This window comes from Kribbella sp. NPDC055071 (assembly GCF_053608045.1).
Window position 1 is genome coordinate 1 of sequence record NZ_JBSGUS010000042.1, and the last position, 19,509, is coordinate 19,509.

17 protein-coding genes are annotated in these 19,509 nt (G+C 67.3%); 10 read left to right on the plus strand and 7 right to left on the minus strand.

The annotated features are described in order from the left end of the window. Window positions 1–236: 236 nt before the first annotated feature. Window positions 237–1,085 (minus strand): PAC2 family protein, encoded by an 849-nt coding sequence (locus ACWF4Z_RS36880; protein WP_452247873.1) that lies wholly within the window; start codon window positions 1,083–1,085, stop codon window positions 237–239. A gap of 214 nt (window positions 1,086–1,299) precedes the next feature. Here ACWF4Z_RS36880 and ACWF4Z_RS36885 point away from each other — a divergent pair, with 214 nt between their 5' ends. From ACWF4Z_RS36885 to ACWF4Z_RS36915, 7 genes are all read left to right on the plus strand, one after another. After that, window positions 1,300–1,953, plus strand: a complete 654-nt coding sequence (locus tag ACWF4Z_RS36885; protein WP_452247874.1) for an HAD family hydrolase — start codon at window positions 1,300–1,302, stop codon at window positions 1,951–1,953. 68 nt (window positions 1,954–2,021) lie between these two features. Then, window positions 2,022–3,602, plus strand: coding sequence for an ABC transporter substrate-binding protein (locus ACWF4Z_RS36890; protein ID WP_452247895.1), 1,581 nt, complete (start codon window positions 2,022–2,024; stop codon window positions 3,600–3,602). Between the two features lie 269 nt (window positions 3,603–3,871). Next, entirely contained in the window at window positions 3,872–4,864 is a 993-nt protein-coding gene (locus ACWF4Z_RS36895) for an ABC transporter permease (protein WP_452247875.1), read from the plus strand. 81 nt (window positions 4,865–4,945) lie between these two features. Then, window positions 4,946–6,709: an ABC transporter substrate-binding protein gene (locus ACWF4Z_RS36900; protein ID WP_452247876.1), complete on the plus strand. Its 1,764-nt coding sequence runs from the start codon at window positions 4,946–4,948 to the stop codon at window positions 6,707–6,709. A 101-nt stretch (window positions 6,710–6,810) separates the two neighbouring features. Continuing rightward, complete coding sequence (locus ACWF4Z_RS36905) at window positions 6,811–7,824, plus strand: ABC transporter permease (protein ID WP_452247877.1); 1,014 nt, start codon at window positions 6,811–6,813, stop codon at window positions 7,822–7,824. Beyond that, window positions 7,821–8,891: an ABC transporter ATP-binding protein gene (locus ACWF4Z_RS36910; protein ID WP_452247878.1), complete on the plus strand. Its 1,071-nt coding sequence runs from the start codon at window positions 7,821–7,823 to the stop codon at window positions 8,889–8,891. Before ACWF4Z_RS36905 ends, ACWF4Z_RS36910 begins: the two co-directional genes overlap by 4 nt. Before the next feature lie 14 nt (window positions 8,892–8,905). Then, entirely contained in the window at window positions 8,906–9,976 is a 1,071-nt protein-coding gene (locus tag ACWF4Z_RS36915) for an ABC transporter ATP-binding protein (protein WP_452247879.1), read from the plus strand. A gap of 12 nt (window positions 9,977–9,988) precedes the next feature. On the opposite strand, the gene ACWF4Z_RS36920 is transcribed toward ACWF4Z_RS36915, so the two are convergent. From ACWF4Z_RS36920 to ACWF4Z_RS36930, 3 genes are read right to left on the minus strand one after another with little or no spacing between them, the layout of a single operon-like run. Then, window positions 9,989–10,771 (minus strand): SGNH/GDSL hydrolase family protein, encoded by a 783-nt coding sequence (locus tag ACWF4Z_RS36920; protein WP_452247880.1) that lies wholly within the window; start codon window positions 10,769–10,771, stop codon window positions 9,989–9,991. After that, window positions 10,768–11,718, minus strand: coding sequence for an alpha/beta hydrolase (locus ACWF4Z_RS36925; RefSeq protein ID WP_452247881.1), 951 nt, complete (start codon window positions 11,716–11,718; stop codon window positions 10,768–10,770). Before ACWF4Z_RS36925 ends, ACWF4Z_RS36920 begins: the two co-directional genes overlap by 4 nt. Window positions 11,719–11,757: 39 nt before the next feature. Next, window positions 11,758–12,039 carry a hypothetical protein gene (locus ACWF4Z_RS36930; RefSeq protein WP_452247882.1) on the minus strand — a complete coding sequence of 94 codons (282 nt, stop codon included), beginning with the start codon at window positions 12,037–12,039 and terminating at the stop codon, window positions 11,758–11,760. 281 nt (window positions 12,040–12,320) lie between these two features. Between ACWF4Z_RS36930 and ACWF4Z_RS36935 the strand changes: the two genes are divergently transcribed. From ACWF4Z_RS36935 to ACWF4Z_RS36945, 3 genes are read left to right on the plus strand one after another with little or no spacing between them, the layout of a single operon-like run. After that, window positions 12,321–13,154, plus strand: coding sequence for an MIP/aquaporin family protein (locus tag ACWF4Z_RS36935; RefSeq protein WP_452247883.1), 834 nt, complete (start codon window positions 12,321–12,323; stop codon window positions 13,152–13,154). A gap of 30 nt (window positions 13,155–13,184) precedes the next feature. Then, complete coding sequence (glpK, locus tag ACWF4Z_RS36940) at window positions 13,185–14,702, plus strand: glycerol kinase GlpK (protein WP_452247884.1); 1,518 nt, start codon at window positions 13,185–13,187, stop codon at window positions 14,700–14,702. A 36-nt stretch (window positions 14,703–14,738) separates the two neighbouring features. After that, window positions 14,739–16,451 carry a glycerol-3-phosphate dehydrogenase/oxidase gene (locus ACWF4Z_RS36945; RefSeq protein WP_452247885.1) on the plus strand — a complete coding sequence of 571 codons (1,713 nt, stop codon included), beginning with the start codon at window positions 14,739–14,741 and terminating at the stop codon, window positions 16,449–16,451. Window positions 16,452–16,695: 244 nt separating this feature from the next. Here ACWF4Z_RS36945 and ACWF4Z_RS36950 read toward each other — a convergent pair whose 3' ends face one another. From ACWF4Z_RS36950 to ACWF4Z_RS36960, 3 genes are all read right to left on the minus strand, one after another. Next, the gene (locus ACWF4Z_RS36950; protein ID WP_452247886.1) at window positions 16,696–17,061 is read right to left on the minus strand and encodes a hypothetical protein; all 366 of its coding nucleotides are present in this window, start codon (window positions 17,059–17,061) and stop codon (window positions 16,696–16,698) included. Window positions 17,062–17,198: 137 nt separating this feature from the next. Further along, window positions 17,199–18,716: a glycerol kinase GlpK gene (glpK, locus tag ACWF4Z_RS36955; protein WP_452247887.1), complete on the minus strand. Its 1,518-nt coding sequence runs from the start codon at window positions 18,714–18,716 to the stop codon at window positions 17,199–17,201. 12 nt (window positions 18,717–18,728) lie between these two features. Then, window positions 18,729–19,487, minus strand: a complete 759-nt coding sequence (locus tag ACWF4Z_RS36960) for an IclR family transcriptional regulator (protein WP_452247888.1) — start codon at window positions 19,485–19,487, stop codon at window positions 18,729–18,731. Between the last annotated feature and the right edge of the window lie 22 nt (window positions 19,488–19,509).

A 19,509-nucleotide genomic window follows, 5' to 3' on the forward strand; every position in this document is an offset into this window, starting at 1 on the left:
GCAGGCAGCCCCTACTCGGTAACCCACGAATCTGTGTGAGTGAGGCCCCGGCCCGCAACCCCGCCACCACGACGACGTCACCACATACCGTCTAGCACGATCACGCAGCCCGGAGACCGCGCCACCACACCCCCGTCGCGCAGGCCACCTGAGCGGCGGAACAGCAATTCGCCCCCCCGCCGCAGGCGGCAAGGACCACCCGCCGCGGCGCGGTGTCCTTGGGGGATCAGGCGGGGTTAGTCGCTGGGGTGGTTCTTGTTGCGGCGGCGTAAGTAGCGCTCGAACTCCGCGGCTATTGCTTCGCCGGTGGCTTCGGGGAGGTCGGTGGTGTCTCGCTGCTCTTCCAGGGAGTGGACGTACTCGGCGACCTCGGGGTCCTCTTCGCTGAGTTCGTCGGCGCCGCGTTGCCAGGCTCGGGCCAACTCGGGGAGGTCGCCGTCGGGGATGGGGATGTCGAGCAGTGCCTCGACCTTGCCGAGGAGGGCGAGGGACGCCTTCGGGCACGGGGTGCCGGCGATGTAGTGGGGGATTGCCGACCAGATCGACACCGACGGGATGCCCAGGGTTGCGCAGAGGTCTGCGAAGACGCCGGTGATGCCGGTCGGTCCTTCGTACGTCGACTCTTCCAGGCTCCAGGCCGTGGTGAGCTCAGGGTCCGACGAGCTGGCCGAGACCGGGATCGGACGAGTGTGCGGCGAGTCCGCCAGCAGTGCACCGAGTACGACGACGATCTGCGCGTTCGACTCGTCGACGACCTCGAGCAGCTCCCGGCAGAAACCGCGCCAGCGCATGTTCGGCTCGATGCCGCGGATCAGGAGTACGTCGCGGTCGCTGTCTTCCGGCCGGGCGACGTACACCCGGGTCGTCGGCCAGGTCAGCCGTCGTACGCCGTCCTCGTCGAAACCGACCGTCGGACGGTTCACCTGGAAGTCGTAGTAGTCCTCGGGGTCGATCGCGAGGACGAGCTCGGCGTCCCATTCGTCGACCAGGTGGTCAACCGCTCCGGTGGCCGCCTCGGCCGCGTCGTTCCAGCCCTCGAACGCGGCGATCACGACCGGGTCCCTCAGGTTCGCGAGGTCAACCACTCGCAGGCCCCCTGTCGTCTCGTAGCCATCAACCGGCAGCAGGGTGCCGGAAACCGGACTGCCAGCCTACGTGCTCCCGCGCTGACCATGCCCGCGTTTCACCGCGAGCGGAACGTGTCGGCCGAACCCCAGGTGAGACCCGGTTGGTCCGGACCTGGGGTGGCACGGGAAAATGAGGTGAAGCGTACGACGCGGACTCACGGAGGAGCTGGAGTTGCCACCCCTGCAAGCGGTGCTGTGGGACATGGACGGGACGTTGGTCGACTCCGAGAAGGTCTGGGCGGACGTGCAGTTGCGGCTGCTGCCTGAGCTCGGCGCGACCTGGACGGTCCAGGACTGCGTCGACCTGATCGGGAGCGACCTGCGGGACGCCGTGCTGGTCTGGATGTCGCGGATCCCGGCCGGTGCGATCACGGCCGACGAGCTGGCCGACCGGATGTTCTCCGAGGTGGTCGAGGCGCTGCGCACGGAGGTGACCTTCCAGCCGGGTGCGCTCGAGCTCCTCCAGGCGCTGCGCAAGGAGGACATCCCGTGCGGGCTGGTGTCGGCGTCGTACCGGGTGATGATCGACGCCGTGCTCAGCCATCTGCCGCCGGATCCGTTCGACGTGGTGGTCGCGGGTGACGAGGTGACGTTGGGCAAGCCGAACCCGGAGCCGTACCTGACCGCGGCCGCGAAGCTCGGCGTGGATCCGGCTCAATGCGTGGTGATCGAGGACTCCGTGACGGGCACCGAAGCGGGTACGGCGGCCGGCGCGTACGTCGTCGCCGTACCTCAGTGGGTGACGATTCCGGACGCGCCGCGCAGACTCGTGGTCAAGTCGCTGGAGCCGCTGACCCCGGAGTCCCTGCGCGCTCTGCTCCATTGAGGAGCTACCGTCACCTGTGCCCCTGCAGGGCGTTGATGGGGTAACGGGCCGGGGAAGGTGAGAACGTGATGGAGTGGGTGCGCCGGATTGCGGCGGTTGCGCAACGGGTGGCACTCGTGGGCGCCCTGGCTCTCGCGCTGGCCTCCTGCGGTCAGCCGGACGACAACGCACCCCACCAGGGTGATCCGGCCCCGAAGCTGATGGTGGTGCGGCTCGCGACCGCGGACCGGATCACGTCCTTGGATCCAGCCGGTTCGTACGACGTGGGCTCGCGGACGGTGCAGGCGAATCTCTTCCAGACCCTGCTGACGATCCTGCCGGGCAAGCCGACTCCCGTGCCGGACGCCGCGGACTGTCAGTTCGACTCACCGACGACGTACACCTGCAGCTTGAAGGACGGGCTGACGTTCCCGAACGGTCACCAGCTGACCTCGTCGGACGTGAAGTTCAGCATCGACCGCATGCGCCGGCTGAAGACTCCGGGCGGCCTGGCGCCACTGTTCTCCACGCTGACCTCGGTCAGTACGCCGGACGAGCTCACTGCAGTGTTCAACCTGAAGACTCCGGACGCGCGGCTGCCGTATCTGCTGACCACGACGCCGACCTCGATCGTCGACGAGGAGTCCTACCCGGCGAACAAGCTGCTCACCAACAAGGCGATAGGCAGTGGCCCGTACCAGCTGTCGACGTACAAGCCGGGTGTCGAGATCACGCTGGCGAAGTTCCCGGCGTACAAGGGCTCGCGGGGCGCGCAGAACGACGGCGTCCAGATCAGCCTGCTGAAGGACTCGACCGCGCTGTATCAGGCGATCAGCACCGGTAAGGCCGACCTCGCCTTCCACGGCTTCGGTCCGAACCTGCTGGACAAGCTGCGCAAGTCCGACCAGGTCCAGGTGGTCGAGTCGGGGTACGCCGAGATCCGGTTCTTCTCCTTCCAGCTGAAGTCCTCGCCGACCGCGCGCAAGCTCGCCGTACGACGGGCTGTCGCGCAGCTGATCGACCGTCCGGCCATTGCGAAGGTCGCGTACGGCGACCACGTGACGCCGCTGTACTCCGTCGTACCGCCCGGGTTCGGTGGACAGACCGACGCGTTCCGGACCGAGTACAAGCAGCCGAGCAAGGTGGCCGCGGCAGCGATGCTGAAGGACGCTGGGATCGTCACGCCGGTTCCGCTGACTGTTGGCTGGACGCCGACGCAGTTCGGTACCGGGGCGAAGGCCGAGGTGCTCGAGCTCAAGCGACAGCTTGAAGCGTCCGGGCTGTTCCGGGTCACGTTGCGCAGTGCGGAGTGGCCGCAGTACCAGCAGCTGGCGAAGGCCGGGGCGTACGACCTCTTCCAGGGCGGGTGGATCCCGGAGTACCCCGACGCGGAGGACTATCTGGCGCCGTTCGTCATGGCCGGTGGCGCGTTCCAGAACGGTTACAAGTCGACTGCCGCGGTCACGTTGCTGCAGCAGGAGACCACCGAGCAGAACGGGCTGCGGCGCGACGATCTGGTCCGGCAGCTACAGGGAGTGCTCGCCCAGGACGCGCCAGTGATCCCGACCTGGCAGGGCCACCTCACGGTGGTCGCGGGCAAGGATGTGGAGAATGTCTCGGCGGCGATCGACCCGCTGTCGTTCCTGCATCTGTCCGGCCTGAGAATGTGACATTTCGAGACCTTCGAGCACCCTCGAGCCTGCCGGGGCTGACACAAAGATGCCATGGCAGTAACGGTTGGCGAGGTCCTCGCGACCGTGGGTACGACTGCGTGGTTTACTGCGGAAAGTCCACGATACGGGACGATTTCTTGCCGATCACGATCGGGCAACGCAGCACTTTTGGCGTTTGACTCCGGGCAGTAATGACGGCAGGTTAAGGCCGCAGCCATACCGGATTCAGTACCGGTTCATCCGAACGAGGCAGGGGTACCCATCGCGTGAGCTCTCCACTCGAGGTCGAGCCCGGGGCATCGGCGGCCAAGCCCGAGGCGATCCTCGAGGGCGCCGGCAAGATCGAGGGCCGGTCCCTGTGGCAGATCTCCTGGATGCGCCTCAAGCGGGACAAGGTCGCGATCGCCGGTGGCATCTTCGTGGTCTTCCTGATCGTGGTGGCGGTCTTCGCGCCGCTGATCTGCAAGCTCGTCGGCGTCACCCCGAACGACTTCCACCAGGATCTGGTCGACGCCTCACTGCAGACCCCGATCGGCCGGCTCGGTGGGGTCAGCTGGGACCACCCCTTCGGCGTCGAGCCGGTGAACGGCCGCGACATCTTCGCCCGGGTCGTGTACGGCGCCAGGATCTCGCTGCTGATCGCGTTCCTGGCCACGCTGCTGTCGGTGGTGATCGGCGTCGTGATGGGCATCGTGGCCGGCTACTTCGGTGGCTGGGTGGACACGCTGATCAGCCGGTTGATGGACATCTTCCTGGCGTTCCCGCTGGTGCTGTTCGCGCTGGCGCTGGTCGGCGCGCTGCCGGACTCGCTGCTGGGTCTCAGCGGCGACGCGCTGCGGGTCGCGCTGATCGTCTTCATCATCGGATTCTTCAGCTGGCCCTACATCGGCCGGATCATTCGCGGCCAGACGCTGTCGCTGCGGGAGCGTGAGTTCATCGACGCGGCCCGCAGCCTCGGCGCGCGGCGCCCGTACATCCTGTTCACCGAGCTGCTGCCGAACCTGATCGCGCCGATCCTGGTCTACGCGACGCTGCTGATCCCGACGAACGTCCTCTTCGAGGCCGGTCTGTCCTACCTGGGTGTCGGCGTCCGGCCGCCGACGGCCAGCTGGGGAGACATGCTGTCGATCGCCGCGAAGTGGTACGCGGTCGACCCGATGTACATGGTTCCGCCCGGCCTGGCCATCTTCATCACGGTGCTGGCCTTCAACCTGTTCGGCGACGGATTGCGCGACGCGCTGGACCCGCGGTCGCGATAGGACTTCTCTCCAACCAGGGAGCGATGGGATGCCACAGCTCTCACGAAAAAAGGGGTGCAACAACAGATGAGATGGAATCGCATGAGGACGGCGACCGCCGTCGGTGCGGCCGTCGCCTTGAGCCTGGTCGCTTGTGGGGGACCCAAGGCCACGTCCGGTGGATCCGGCAGCTCGGCCGGAGCCACCACCGCGGAGTACAACGCCGCGGTCGGCAAGGTGTTCAACCCGAGTGACGCCAAGGGTGGCACGCTGCGGATGGCGATCACCCAGCTGTGGGACTCCACGGACCCGGGTGACACCTACTACGGCCTGTCCTGGAACCTGGTGCGCAACTACGTCCGGCCGCTGATGACGTTCAAGGCGGCTCCGGGCGCCGAGGGCGCGAAGCCGGTCCCGGACCTGGCCGAGGCTCCCGGCGTACCGAGTGACGGTGCCAAGACCTGGACCTACAAGATCCGCAAGGGCGTGAAGTTCGAGGACGGCACCGAGGTCACCTCGAAGGACGTCAAGTACGCCGTCGCCCGCTCGCTCGACAAGGCGACGCTGCCGAACGGCCCGACGTACTTCAACGACTTCCTGCTGGACGTGCCGGCGGGCTACAGCGTCTACAAGGACAAGACGCTGGCGGGTGTCGCGAAGGCGATCGAGACGCCGGACGACCAGACCATCGTCTTCCACCTGAAGAAGCCGTTCGCGAGCTTCGACTACTTCGCGCAGCTGCCGTCGACGGCTCCGGTGCCGCAGGCCAAGGACACCGGTGCGAAGTACAAGGAGCACCCGATCTCGACCGGCCCGTACAAGTTCGAGAGCTACAACGCGAACACGGGCATGAGCCTGATCCGCAACGACCAGTACGACGCCTCGACCGACCCGGACTCGGGCCGTAAGGCGCTGCCGGACAAGATCACGGTCGCGTTCAACGTCGAGGGCACCGACATCGACAACCGGCTGATCGCCGGCGACCTCGACGTCGACATCGCCGGTACCGGCGTGCAGCCGGAGACCCAGGCGAAGATCCTGGCCGACCCGAAGCTCAAGGCGCACGCCGACAACGTGCCGGCGCCGCGGCTGAACTTCACGGTCCTGAACAGCCAGGTCCCGCCGCTGGACAACATCCACTGCCGCAAGGCCGTGCTCTACGCCGCGGACCACGAGGGCTACCAGCGTGCCTACGGTGGTCCGATCGGTGGTGACATCGCGACGAACCTGATGCCGCCGCTGGTCACCGGCGCGGAGAAGTTCGACGACTACGGGTTCGAGCAGGACAAGAACGGTAACGTCGACAAGGCCAAGGCCGAGCTGCAGCAGTGTGGTCAGCCGAACGGCTTCGCGGTGAACATCACCTACCGTGCGGACCGGGCCAAGGAGAAGGCGGTCGCCGAGACCCTGCAGCAGTCGCTGAAGAAGGCCGGCATCATCCTCACCACCAAGCCCTACCCGACCGGTGACTACACCAAGCTGTACGCCGGCAAGCCGGACTTCGCCAAGGCGAACAAGCTCGGCCTGATCGTCTACAGCTGGGGTGCGGACTGGTCGGACGGCTTCGGCTTCCTGAGCCAGATCGTCGACAGCCGGACCATCCGCGACACCGGTGGTAACACCAACCTCGGTATCCGGATCCCCGAGGTCGACAAGCTGGTCGACCAGGCCATGTCGACGACCGACGAGGCCGCCCGCAACAAGCTGTGGGTCGACGTGGACAAGAAGGTCATGGAGCAGGCCGGAGCACTGCCGGGCATCTGGGCCAAGGGCCTGCTGTACCGTCCGGACACGCTGGCCAATGTGTTCACCAACGACGGTCAGAACATGTACGACTACGCGGCGATCGGTCTCGCGAAGAAGTAGTCGCCGTTGTCCTGACCGACCATCATTTCGCCAGCAGAGGTAGGTGAAGGCTGACGGTGGCCGGTGATCAGCGATGATCACCGGCCACCAGGCCGAGCGCGGTGTTCGCATATCTGGTCCGCCGGTTGATAGGTGCAGTGATCCTGCTGTTCATCGTCACCGCCGTCACGTTCTCGATCTTCTTCCTGGTGCCCAAGCTCGGCGGTGCGACCGCCGACGACCTGGCGTCTCGCTACGTCGGCAAGAGCGCGGGTGCGGCACAGATCCACGAGACCGCGGTGAGACTCGGTTTCACCGATCCTCTGTACGTGCAGTACGGCCGCTTCGTGAAGGGCCTGGTCGTCGGTCAGGACTACAACTACGGGCCGGCCGTCGAGCACTGCCCGGCGCCGTGCTTCGGGTACTCGTTCCTGACCCAGCAGCCGGTCTGGCCGGACCTGGTCGCCCGAATACCGGTGACCGCGTCGCTGGCCGGCGGCGCCGCGTTCATCTGGCTCATCACCGGGGTCGGGACCGGCATCGTTTCGGCGCTCAGACGTGGGTCGGTCCTGGACCGATCACTCATGTCGGTGGCGCTGGCCGGTGTCTCGCTACCGATCTTCTTCACCGGTCTGCTGTCGCTGTCGATCTTCAGCTACGGCCTCGGCTGGACCGTGCAGGGCGGCACCAATCCACTGGACGAGACCAACCCGATCTGGTGGGCCTACGACCTGATCCTTCCGTGGGTCACCCTCGCGTTCCTGTACGCCGCCGCGTACGCACGACTGACCCGGGCCGGCATGCTCGAGACGATGAACGAGGACTTCGTCCGGACCGCCCGGGCCAAGGGGCTGCCGGAGCGGACCGTGGTGATCAAGCACGGCCTCCGGTCCGCGCTGACCCCGATCCTGACCATCTTCGGTCTCGACCTGGGTCTCCTGATGGGTGGCGCGATCCTGACCGAGACGACGTTCTCGCTGCCGGGCATCGGCCAGTACGCCGTCATCGCGCTGCAGGCCAACGACCTGCCGAAGGTGCTCGGAGTGACGCTGGTCGCCGCGTTCTTCATCGTGCTGGCGAACCTGGTCGTCGATCTCCTGTACGCCGTCGTCGACCCGAGAGTGCGGATCTCGTGACCGAACCCCAAGACAGCGTCGAAGAGCCCGTCCAGCGCATCCCGCGGGGTGAGGCGTTCCTCGACGTTCGTGATCTCAAGGTGCACTTCCCGACCGACGACGGCGTGGTGAAGTCCGTCGACGGGATCTCGTTCAAGCTCGAGCGCGGCAAGACCCTCGGGATCGTGGGCGAGTCCGGCTCCGGCAAGAGCGTCACCAGCTTGTCGATCATGGGTCTGCACCCGCCGGGCGTGGCCAAGATCAGCGGCGAGATCTTCCTGGACGGACAGGATCTGGTCTCGTCGACCCGCGAAGAGGTCCGGTTGCTGCGAGGCAAGCGGATGGCGATGATCTTCCAGGACCCGCTGTCGGCGATGCACCCGTTCTACACGGTCGGCAACCAGATCATCGAGGCCTACCGGGTGCACAACCAGGTCAGCAAGCAGGTCGCGCGCAAGCACGCGATCGACATGCTCGACCGGGTCGGCATCCCGCAGCCCGACCGGCGGGTGGACGCGTACCCGCACGAGTTCTCCGGTGGCATGCGGCAGCGCGCGATGATCGCGATGGCGCTGTCCTGCGACCCCGACCTGCTGATCGCCGACGAGCCGACGACCGCGCTCGACGTGACCGTGCAGGCGCAGATCCTGGACCTGATCCGGGACCTGCAGCGCGAGTTCAACTCCGCCGTCATCATCATCACCCACGACCTCGGTGTGGTCGCCGAGCTGGCCGACGACATCCAGGTGATGTACGCCGGTCGCGCGATCGAGTACGGCACCGCCGAGGACATCTTCGACCGGCCGCAGCACCCGTACACGTGGGGTCTGCTCGGTTCGATGCCGCGGATCGACCGCGAACGGACCGAGCGGCTGATCCCGATCAAGGGCACACCACCCAGCCTGATCAATGTGCCGACGGGCTGCGCGTTCAACCCGCGCTGCAACTACGCGCACCTGAACGGCGGGCTGAGCGAGACGGAGCGGCCCGAGCTCCTGGACATCGGCAACGGCCACATGGTCGCTTGCCACCTCTCCCCGCAGAATCGCCAGCACGCGTGGGAGACCGACATCAAGCCGAAGCTGTGAACGGGACGACGACTGTGAGCACTGAACAAATCGATCCAGCCGCCGTCCCAGGCGTACAGGCGCCCGCCCTCGGTGAGGAGATCCTGTCGGTCAAGGGCCTGGTGAAGCATTTCCCGATCCGCAAGGGTCTGCTACAGCGCCAGACCGGCGCCGTCCAGGCGGTCGACGGGCTGACCTTCAGCGTGACCCGCGGCGAGACGCTGTCGCTGGTGGGGGAGTCGGGCTGTGGCAAGACCACGACGGGACGGCTGCTGACCCGGCTGCTGGAGCCGACCGCAGGCGAGATCGTCTTCGAGGGCCGTGACATCAGCCACGTGAGCGAGGGCAAGATGCGCCCGCTGCGCCGCGACGTGCAGATGATCTTCCAGGACCCGTACGGTTCGCTGAACCCGCGGCACACCGTCGGCAAGATCGTCGGTGCGCCGTTCCGGCTGCAGAACGTGAAGACCGAGCACGGCGTGAAGAAGGCCGTGCAGGAGTTGCTCGAGCTGGTCGGTCTGAGCCCGGAGCATTACAACCGCTACCCGCACGAGTTTTCCGGCGGTCAGCGGCAGCGCATCGGCATCGCCCGTACGCTCGCCCTCCGCCCGAAGCTGATCGTGGCCGACGAGCCGGTGTCGGCGCTGGACGTGTCGATCCAGGCCCAGGTCGTGAACCTGCTGGAAGACCTGCAGAACGAGTTCGACCTGACGTACGTGATGATCGCGCACGACCTGTCCGTCGTACGGCATGTCTCGGACCGGGTCGCGGTCATGTACCTGGGCAAGATCGTCGAGCTGGCCGACCGGGTCAGCCTCTACGAGAAGCCGATGCACCCGTACACGGTCGCGCTGCTGTCGGCCGTCCCGGTGCCCGACACCAAACGCAAGGGCAAGCAGGAGCGCATCCGCCTCCAGGGCGACGTCCCCAGCCCGATCAACCCGCCCCCGGCCTGCCGCTTCCACACCCGCTGCTGGAAGGCCCAGGACATCTGCAAGACGCAAGAGCCACCGCTGATCGAGCTCGCGCCGGGTCACCAGACGGCGTGCCACTTCCCGGAGAACCAGCCCGCCGCGAAGACAGCCACCCCGGCGGCCACCAGCTGAACCGAGATCGCTTCACGGTCCTTGGTGGATGGTGATGGCGGTTGGGGCGTTGGCGGCGATGAGGTTGGCGATCAGGGCGTGGCCGGCGGCGTTCGGGTGGTCGCCGTCGGAGGCCAGGATGGACGTGTCGTCCTGGGCTTCGAACGGGGCGTAGAGGTCGACGAAGACCGATCCGTCGTCGGTGGCGGCTGACTTGATCAGCTGGTTGACCACGAGCGTGAGCTGCTGGGATGCCTCCACACCGGCCGGCGGATAGAGCCCGCGGGCGACCGCACCGTCTTTGAAGACGTTCCAGTAATCCGTGATCAAGACCGTCGGCGGATCGGCCGGTCGGAAGGCCCGGATTCGCTGCAGGATGCGCTGCAGGTTGGTGGTGAGGCCGGACAGTTCCGTGGTGACGCATTCGGTGGTGCAGCGGCCCGAGGTGATGTCCTTCTCGTGATCCACGAAGTCGTTCGCGCCGATGGTGATTAGTACGACGTCTGCCGCGGCGGTCGCGCGAGCCGTCAGCGAGTTGTCGTCATCGACCTCCTCGAGCAGTCCACTGGAGTCGAGGCCGGGGCGACCGAGGTTGTGGACGGTCACGCCGGTCCCGGTCCGTTGCTGCAGGAGGTCGCCGTACAAGGCAGGGAAGGCTCGGCAGTAGCAGTGGTAGCCGGACGTGACGGAGTCGCCGAGGGCGACCACGCTGAGCTGACCCGAAGGGGTGACCAGTGGTTGTGGCGCGCTGTCGCCGGCGGCGCCGAAGAACAGCAGTGCGAAGGCGATGACGAGATTGAGGAGTCTGGGTCTCACGTATGCCTGTGGTGGGGTGGGGCGAGCTGGCTGACCAGCCAAGGATAGGCATTCGCGAACGCCGGACCGGCGAACTGCCACACATGGGTGCCGTTCGAGACCTGAACTCGTGACCAGATGCCCACCTTGGCCGCGGCCTTCGACAGCTGCGCGGCTTCGCGTTGGTGGGTGAGTTCGGCGGAGCTGGTGAGGAACAGGCCGTTCACGCCCTGATAGGGGCCGTGGGCATGCATCACCAGGAGCGGTTCGTTGGCGTGCTCGGCCGCGACGTTGCCGCCGTACAGGTCGTGCAGGGACTGGGCCGCGTCGCCGGTGTACGGCGCCAGGTCGCCGGAGATGTCGATGAAGTGGGTGAAGACCGTCGGGTGCTCGACCACGAGGTCGAGGGCGCAGGTGCCGCCCATCGAGAATCCGGCGACCGCCCACTGCCTCGGGTCGGCCGACGCGCCGAACGTCTGCTCGACGTAGTGCGGGATGTCCTGATCGAGGTGGTCGGTGGCGTTGCCGCGGGGGCCGTTCACGCACTCGGTGTCGTTGTTGAAGTTCGAGGTCGCGTCGGTGAAGACCAGGATCGGCGCGAGGCCGTGGTGCCGATGGGCATACGCGTCCGAGACCTGTACGGCGTTCCCGAGCCGGACCCAGTCAGCCGGGCCGCCACGCTCACCACCGATCAGCTCTACCACGGGTAGCGCGGGTCGATGCTCGGCGCGGAACCAGATCGGCGGCAGGTAGACCAGCTCCTGCCGGTGCTTGAACCCGCTGTACGTGGCTGGGATGTTCACTGCGACGATCCGCCCGGTACGCGGGAGCTTCGTCGTACGGCTCGTGTGCGCCAACCCTGCGACCGAGACCTGGCCGGGGAGGGGTGCGTGGGTCAGGTCGTTCACGGCGGAGTCGATGGTCGGGTAGTACCCGACGAACTGGTTGATCGAGTTCGCGCACACCACGGCCGCCAGTGCGATGGCGACGACCGCCGTACCCCGCCGTCACCACCGCGCGCTCCGCCAGCCCGCCGCCAGCACGATGATGGCCGCCAAACCAAACCCGAACCACAGCCACACCTGAAACGGCAACGGATCGGTGATCCCGAGCAGCTTCGCCCCCGGGTACGCCGCAATCAGCGCCCCGACCGCCGCCCCGCCCAGCACCAGCGGCACCGCCCGCAACCGCCAACGCCGATCCCGCCACCCGACCGCGACGAGCAGCGCACAGGCCGCAACCACGTCGAGCACCACCGGAAACCAGCCTCCGAGCAGCGACACACCCATCAGACCCCTCCTGAAGTCATGAACTCCCCTTCGGCAGACGCCCGCCCACCCCAACTGGTTGGCACATGTCAGTTCTCCCCGGGCTGGACGACCCCGTGCGGATCACCGTCAGGTGTACCAAAAGTCGTAGTGTGAACTCACCGGGTGTCGCAGTGGTGTGGCGGCGGGGGAGCGTTCGACAATGTCGAACGATGAGCGTTGTGCCGCCTTGCGATGGCTCTTAGATTCCAGCCAGCCGTGGTCGTCACGGCTGCGTTCTGAGGGAAGGGAGGCCGGTCACTATGGCTACGACCGAAGCGGTCAAGGCGAAGACCCTTCTGGGGGAGTGTTCCGCGGAGCTCGCGGGCACGTTCATCCTGATCCTGTTCGGCTGCGGTGTGGTGGCGCAGGTGGTGGCAGGGGGGATCGGCGATCACGATTCGATCGCCTGGGCATGGGGCATCGGTGTCACGCTGGGCATCTACGTGGCGGGCCGGATGACCGGCGCGCACCTGAATCCGGCGGTGACGATCGCGCTGGCGACGTTCCGTGGGTTCAGCTGGCGCAAAGTGCTGCCGTACTCGGTGGCACAGTTCCTCGGAGCGTTCCTGGCGGCGCTCGTAGTTCGCTGGAACTACACCGAGGCGATCGGCCACGTCGACCCGGGCCACACGATCAAGACCCAGGGCATCTTCTCGACCCTGCCGGGCAACGGCAGCATGGACCTGGGCGTCCACCTGTGGGGCGCCTTCCGGGACCAGATCATCGGTACGGCGATCCTGATGATGGTCATCCTGGCCATCACCGACCTGCGCAACACCGCCCCGGCGGCGAACCTCGCACCGTTCATCGTCGGCCTGCTCATCGTCGGGATCGGGATGGCGTGGGGCACCGACGCGGGCTACGCGATCAACCCCGCGCGTGACTTCGGGCCGCGACTGGCCTCGTTCTTCACCGGGTACGGGGGAGCGTTCAAGGATCAGTTCGGGGATGTCTATTTCTGGGTGCCTATCGTGGCACCGATCATCGGTGCGTTGGTGGGAGCGTTCCTGTACGACCTGCTGGTCGGACGCAACCTGCCGATCGCGGACGGGGACGAAGAGCCCGGACGCATCCCCGAGGAGAAGACCGCATGACCCGCAGCGACTGTGAGGAGAGGACTTTCCATGGCTGACTTCGTCGGTTCCGTGGACCAGGGAACCACGAGCACCCGGTTCATGATCTTCGACCACTCCGGCAACGAGGTGGGCAAGCACCAGCTCGAGCACGAGCAGATCCTGCCGCAGGCCGGCTGGGTCGAGCACAACCCGGTGGAGATCTGGGAGCGGACCAGCTCGGTGATCCGCACCGCGCTGAACGCGAACAACCTGCATGCCAGCGACCTGGCGGCGCTCGGCATCACCAACCAGCGCGAGACCGCGGTGGTCTGGAACCGCAAGACCGGGCGGCCGTACTACAACGCGATCGTCTGGCAGGACACCCGGACCGACCGGATCGCCTCCGCGCTGGATCGCGAGGGCAAGGGCGACGTGATCCGGCAGAAGGCGGGCCTGCCGCCGGCGACGTACTTCTCGGCCGGCAAGGTGCAGTGGATCCTGGAGAACGTCGACGGCGTCCGCGCGGCCGCCGAGGCCGGTGACGCGGTCTTCGGCAACACCGACACCTGGCTGCTGTGGAACCTCACCGGCGGTACCGAAGGCGGCGTGCACGTCACCGACGTGACGAACGCGAGCCGGACCATGCTGATGAACCTCGAGACCCTCGACTGGGACGACGAGCTGATCAGCTTCTTCAACATCCCGCGGCAGATGCTGCCGGAGATCCGGCCGTCGTCGGACCCGAACAAGTACGGCGAAACGCTGGTCAACGGCCCGGTGGGTGGCGTCGTACCGCTGACCGGTGACCTCGGCGACCAGCAGGCCGCGACCGTCGGCCAGGTCTGCTTCAACCCGGGCGAGGCGAAGAACACCTACGGCACCGGCAACTTCATGCTGCTGAACACGGGCACCGAGCTGGTCCGGTCGAAGGCCGGTCTGCTCAGCACGATGTGCTACAAGTTCGGCGACGAGGCTCCGGTCTACGCGCTGGAGGGCTCGATCGCGGTGACCGGGTCCGCGGTGCAGTGGCTGCGTGACCAGCTCGGCATCATCTCCGGGGCGAGCGAGATCGAGACGCTGGCCCGGACGGTCCCGGACAACGGTGGCGTGTACTTCGTGCCCGCGTTCTCCGGCCTGTTCGCGCCGTACTGGCGATCCGACGCCAGGGGTGCGATCGTCGGACTGTCGCGCTTCAACACCAACGCCCACCTGGCGCGCGCGACACTGGAAGCGATCTGCTACCAGAGCAAGGACGTGTCGGACGCGATGGAGAAGGACTCCGGCGTGACCCTGGACGTGCTGAAGGTGGACGGCGGTGTGACGGCGAACGAGCTGGCCATGCAGATGCAGGCCGACATCCTCGGCGTTCCGGTGAGCAAGCCGGTCGTCGCGGAGACCACCGCGCTCGGGGCGGCCTACGCGGCCGGTCTGGCGGTCGGGTTCTGGAAGAACAAGGAAGAGCTCGTGCAGAACTGGAACGAGGACAAGCGGTGGGAGCCGCAGTGGTCCGACGAGCAGCGTGCCGAGGGGTACGCGGGCTGGCAGAAGGCGGTCAAGCGGACGCTCGACTGGGTCGACGTCGACTGACCTGCAGTACTACAACGAACTCGGAAGGACAGCACAGTGGGCGTAGTGGCACTGTCACCGCAATTCAGGGCCGAAGCGATCGACGCCATGGCCGACGGGCGGGAACTGGACGTCCTGGTGATCGGTGGCGGGGTGGTCGGGACCGGTTCGGCCCTGGACGCCGCGACCCGTGGTCTCACCACCGGACTGCTGGAGGCGCGTGACTTCGCCAGCGGCACCTCCAGCCGGTCCAGCAAACTGATCCACGGTGGCCTGCGCTACCTGGAGATGCTCGACTTCCGACTCGTGCACGAGGCGTTGCAGGAGCGCGGTCTGCTCCTGCAACGCCTGGCACCGCACCTGGTCAAGCCGGTGCCGTTCCTCTACCCGCTCCAGCACCGCTGGTGGGAGCGGTTCTACGCCGGCGCCGGTGTCGCGCTGTACGACGGGATGGCTGTCAGCTCGGGGCTCGGGGCCGGGCTGCCGCTGCACAAGCACCTCACCCGTCGCGGCGCGATGCGGCTGGTGCCGTCGCTGAAGAAGTCCGCACTCGTCGGCGCACTGCAGTACTACGACGCCCAGGTCGACGACGCCCGGCACACGATGGAGCTCGCGCGCACGGCAGCGTCGTACGGCGCTCATGTCGCGAACCGGGTCAAGGTCACCGGCTTCCTGCGTCAGGGTGAGCGGGTCACCGGTGTGCAGGCGAAGGACCTGGAGAGCGGCCGCGAGTTCGAGGTGCGGGCCAAGCAGGTCGTGAACGCGACCGGTGTGTGGACCGACGACACCCAGGCGATGGTGGGGGAGCGTGGTCAGTACCACGTCCGCGCCTCGAAGGGCATCCACCTCGTCGTCCCGAAGGACCGGATCCAGTCCAGCACCGGGATGATCCTGCGGACCGAGAAGTCCGTGCTGTTCATCATCCCGTGGGGCCGGCACTGGCTGATCGGTACGACGGACACCGACTGGCACCTGGACAAGGCCCACCCGGCCGCGACGAGCAAGGACATCGAGTACCTGCTCGACCACGTGAACGCCGTCCTCACGACCCCGCTGACCCGCGAGGACGTCGAGGGCGTGTACGCCGGACTCCGGCCGCTGCTGGCGGGTGAGTCGGAGAGTACGTCGAAGCTGTCCCGCGAGCATGTCGTCGCGCACGCCGCGCCCGGACTCGTAGTCGTTGCCGGTGGCAAGTACACGACGTACCGGGTGATGGCCAAGGACGCGATCGACGCGGTCGCGAACGCGCTCGACGGGCGGGTGCCGCGCTGCGTCACCAAGAACATCCCGCTGGTCGGCGCCGACGGCTACCAGGCGATGTGGAACCAGCGGCATCTGATCGCGCAGCGCTCCGGCCTGCACGTCGCCCGGATCGAGCACCTGCTGAACCGGTACGGCGCTCTGATCGACGAGGTGCTCGCGTTGGTAGAGGAGGATCCGTCGCTCGGTGAGCAGTTGCCTGGCACGCAGGACTACCTGAAGGCCGAGGTCGTGTACGGCGCCAAGGCCGAAGGCGCGCGGCACCTGGACGACATCCTCGCCCGCCGGACACGGATCTCGATCGAGGTCTGGGACCGCGGAGTCGGCGCTGCCGAGGCCGCTGCCCGGCTGGTGGCTCCGATCCTGGGCTGGGACGAGAAGACCATCGAGCGTGAGGTCTCCTTCTACCTGCAGCGGGTCCAGTCCGAGCGCGACTCGCAGGACCAGCCCGACGACGAGTCGGCCGACAAGGTCCGCCTGGAGGCGCCCGATATCGTGTCGCCGGCCTGACCCGATTATCAAGTTGTCCACGGCAATAGGGTCGTGGGCATGGAGCTGACCGAGCGCGTCGAGCGTGCCGAGGCGGAGATGATCTGGTCCCTGGTTCAGGGCTCCGCTGCCGGATGCCGCTGGGCGACCGCGGAGACCGGGAAGCCTGCGCCGGGAGAGCACAACTCGTCTCTCTCGCCAACCTGGAACGTATCGGCTTCACCGTGCTCTACGACCGCCCAGTCCACATCTGGAAGCCCTAACCTCAGCCGTTGGCGACCGTGACGGTGTAGTGGGCGCCGTCGTCGGTGTACTGGTAGTCGCCGGCGTGGTCGATCCGGTGCGCCCCGAGGTTGTCGTCGGCATCCGGCCAGTCGGCCTCCATCAGCGTCAACACCTGCCCGGACCCGAAGGCCGCGGTCGCGGTGTCCTTGCTGTCGCCGCTGGTGAACTGCACCGGCCCGTAGATCGTTCGCCCACCCACGACCAGATACGCGTCGTCCGCGCCGTTGAAGTCCTCCTGCTGATGACACGTGATGTGCGTGACCACAAAGTTCGCCTGCGGCGCCGCGTGAGCCGCGACCGGGGCGAATCCGGCGGTGCTGACGCCCAGCGCTGTGACGGCGATCATTCTGCCTACTGAAAACATGAGTCTTCTGCCTCCCGAGTAGGTGTTCGTGATGAGCTCAGGACGCTAGGCAGGCCATGTATCAAGCGTTTGTCGAGAACATCTCGGTTGACGCTCTTCGGGGGTCGCGCAAAGGGTTGCTAAACCGGCTGGTCCTCTGGGCGGATCCAGTTGAAGGTTCGTTCGACGGCGGCTTTCCAGTTGGCGTATTCGGAGGCGCGACGGGCCGGATCCAGGTGCGGGAGCCATTGGCCGGCGCGGTGCCAGTTGCTGCGGAGGCCTTCGAGGTCGGGCCAGTAGCCGACGGCCAGACCGGCCGCGTACGCCGCGCCGAGGGAGACGGTCTCCGTGACCATCGGCCGGACGACGGGTACGTCGAGCAGATCCGCCAGGAACTGCATCAGGAGATTGTTGGCGGTCATGCCGCCGTCGACCTTCAGCGCCGTGAGCGCGATCCCGGAGTCGGCGTTCATCGCGTCGACGACCTCGAGCGTCTGGAACCCGGTCGCCTCCAGCACAGCCCGGGCCAGGTGCCCCTTGGTGATGTAGCCCGTGAGTCCGGCGATCACCCCGCGCGCCTCGCTCCGCCAGTGCGGTGCGAACAACCCGGAGAACGCCGGCACGATGTAGGCGCCGCCGTTGTCCTCGACAGTCCGGGCCAGCGTCTCGATCTCGGCCGCGGTGTGGATCATCCCGAGCCCGTCGCGGAACCACTGCACCAGCGAGCCGGTCACCGCCATCGACCCCTCCAGCGCGTACGACGCCGGCTGGTCGCCGATCTGGTACGCGACGGTCGTGAGCATGCCGTGCTTCGACCGTACGATCTCGTTCCCCGTGTGCAGCAGCAGGAACGAGCCGGTTCCGTACGTGCACTTCGCCTCGCCGGCACTGAAGCAGGTCTGCCCGAACAGGGCGGCCTGCTGATCGCCGAGCGCGGCCCCGATCCGGACGCCGGGCAGCACCTCGGTCGCGGTGGCGAACACCCCGGACGACGGCCGGATCTCCGGCAGGATCGCCCGCGGTACGTCGAAGGCCTGCAACAGAGTGTCGTCCCACTGAAGCGTCTCGATGTTCATCAGCATCGTGCGGCTGGCGTTCGTCACGTCGGTGGCGTGGAGTCCGCCGTCCGCGCCGCCGGTGAAGTTCCAGATCAGCCAGCTCTCCATCGTGCCGAACAGGACCTCGCCGCGCTCGGCGCGCTGGCGCAGCCCGGGGGTGTGGTCGAGCATCCACTTGATCCGCGGCGCCGAGAAGTACGTCGTCAACGGCAGGCCGCACAGATCAGCGAAGCGATCGGGCCCCTCGTCGCCGGCCAAGTCCGTGACGAGACGGTCGGTCCGGGTGTCCTGCCAGACCACCGCGTGGCCGATCGGACGGCCGGTGAACCGGTCCCAGAGCAGGCTGGTCTCGCGCTGGTTGGTGATGCCGATGGCAACGATCTGGGCCGGCTCCGCGCCGATCTGCCGGATCGCGGCGGGCACGACGCGGGTCACGTTGCGCCAGATCTCCTCGGCGTCGTGCTCGACCCAGCCCGGTCGCGGAAACAGTTGCCGATGCTCGCGTTGCGCTACCGACACCAGCCGCCCGCGCCGGTCGAACAGGATGCAGCGGGTCGAGTTCGTGCCTTGATCGACGGCAGCGACGTACTGCTCAGCCATGAGGTCGCGCCATCAGTTGTCCTCCCGGAGGTCGCGGCCGATCGCGGTGGCGGTCGCGCGGACCATGGTGACCAGGTCGGTCCGGTGCCGCAGCCTGCTGTCGCAGATCCGCTCGACCCGGCCGGCCATTGCGACGGCTCCGACGACCAGGCCGCCCAGCCCGCGAATGGGTGCGGCGATGCTCGCCAGCTCGACCGTGTGTTCCTCGAACTCGCCGGCCCAGCCGCGAGCGCGGACCGCGGCGAGCTCCTCGGCCAGCCGGGTCGGGTCGGTGATGGTCCGGGTTGTGTACGCCTCGAGCTTGCGCGGCCGGGCGGCGCCGCTGGTGTCGAACGCCAGCACGGCCTTGCCCAATGCGGTCGCGTGCGCGGGAAGCGTCGTACCGACGTCGAGATCCTGGTCGCTGTCGTCCGGCCGAAAGACGTGGTGGACGACTTCGACCTTGGCTTCGACCAAGCGTCCGACGCGGACCACTTCGCCACTGCGGGAGGCCAGGGAGTCGGCCCAGTTGATCGCGCGGCTGCGTAGCTCGTTCGGGTCCAGATACGTGTCACCGAGGCGGCCGAAGGCGTCGCTCAGGTGATAGTGCGCGCCACTGTGGTCCTGTTCGACGAAGCCGACCTGATGCAGCGTCCGCAGGATCCCGTGCACGGTCGGCTTGGCCAGGCCGAGCGCGTTCCCGAGATCCGCGACCCCGAGTCCGTCGGGTGCGGCGGCCAACAGTCGCAGCACGGCCGCAGCCCGCTCGATCGACTGCACAGTGCCCGGCACACCGGCAGGCTACCCGTGAATC

Excerpts from the sequence above, each read along its gene's own strand:
- ACWF4Z_RS36890 (WP_452247895.1), top strand. The coding sequence starts at position 2,022 with ATGGAGTGGGTGCGCCGGATTGCGGCGGTTGCGCAACGGGTGGCACTC.
- glpK (WP_452247887.1), bottom strand. The coding sequence starts at position 18,716 with ATGGCTGAGCAGTACGTCGCTGCCGTCGATCAAGGCACGAACTCGACC.
- glpK (WP_452247884.1), top strand. The coding sequence starts at position 13,185 with ATGGCTGACTTCGTCGGTTCCGTGGACCAGGGAACCACGAGCACCCGG.
- ACWF4Z_RS36930 (WP_452247882.1), bottom strand. The coding sequence starts at position 12,039 with ATGGGTGTGTCGCTGCTCGGAGGCTGGTTTCCGGTGGTGCTCGACGTG.
- ACWF4Z_RS36900 (WP_452247876.1), top strand. The coding sequence starts at position 4,946 with ATGAGGACGGCGACCGCCGTCGGTGCGGCCGTCGCCTTGAGCCTGGTC.
- ACWF4Z_RS36950 (WP_452247886.1), bottom strand. The coding sequence starts at position 17,061 with ATGATCGCCGTCACAGCGCTGGGCGTCAGCACCGCCGGATTCGCCCCG.
- ACWF4Z_RS36935 (WP_452247883.1), top strand. The coding sequence starts at position 12,321 with ATGGCTACGACCGAAGCGGTCAAGGCGAAGACCCTTCTGGGGGAGTGT.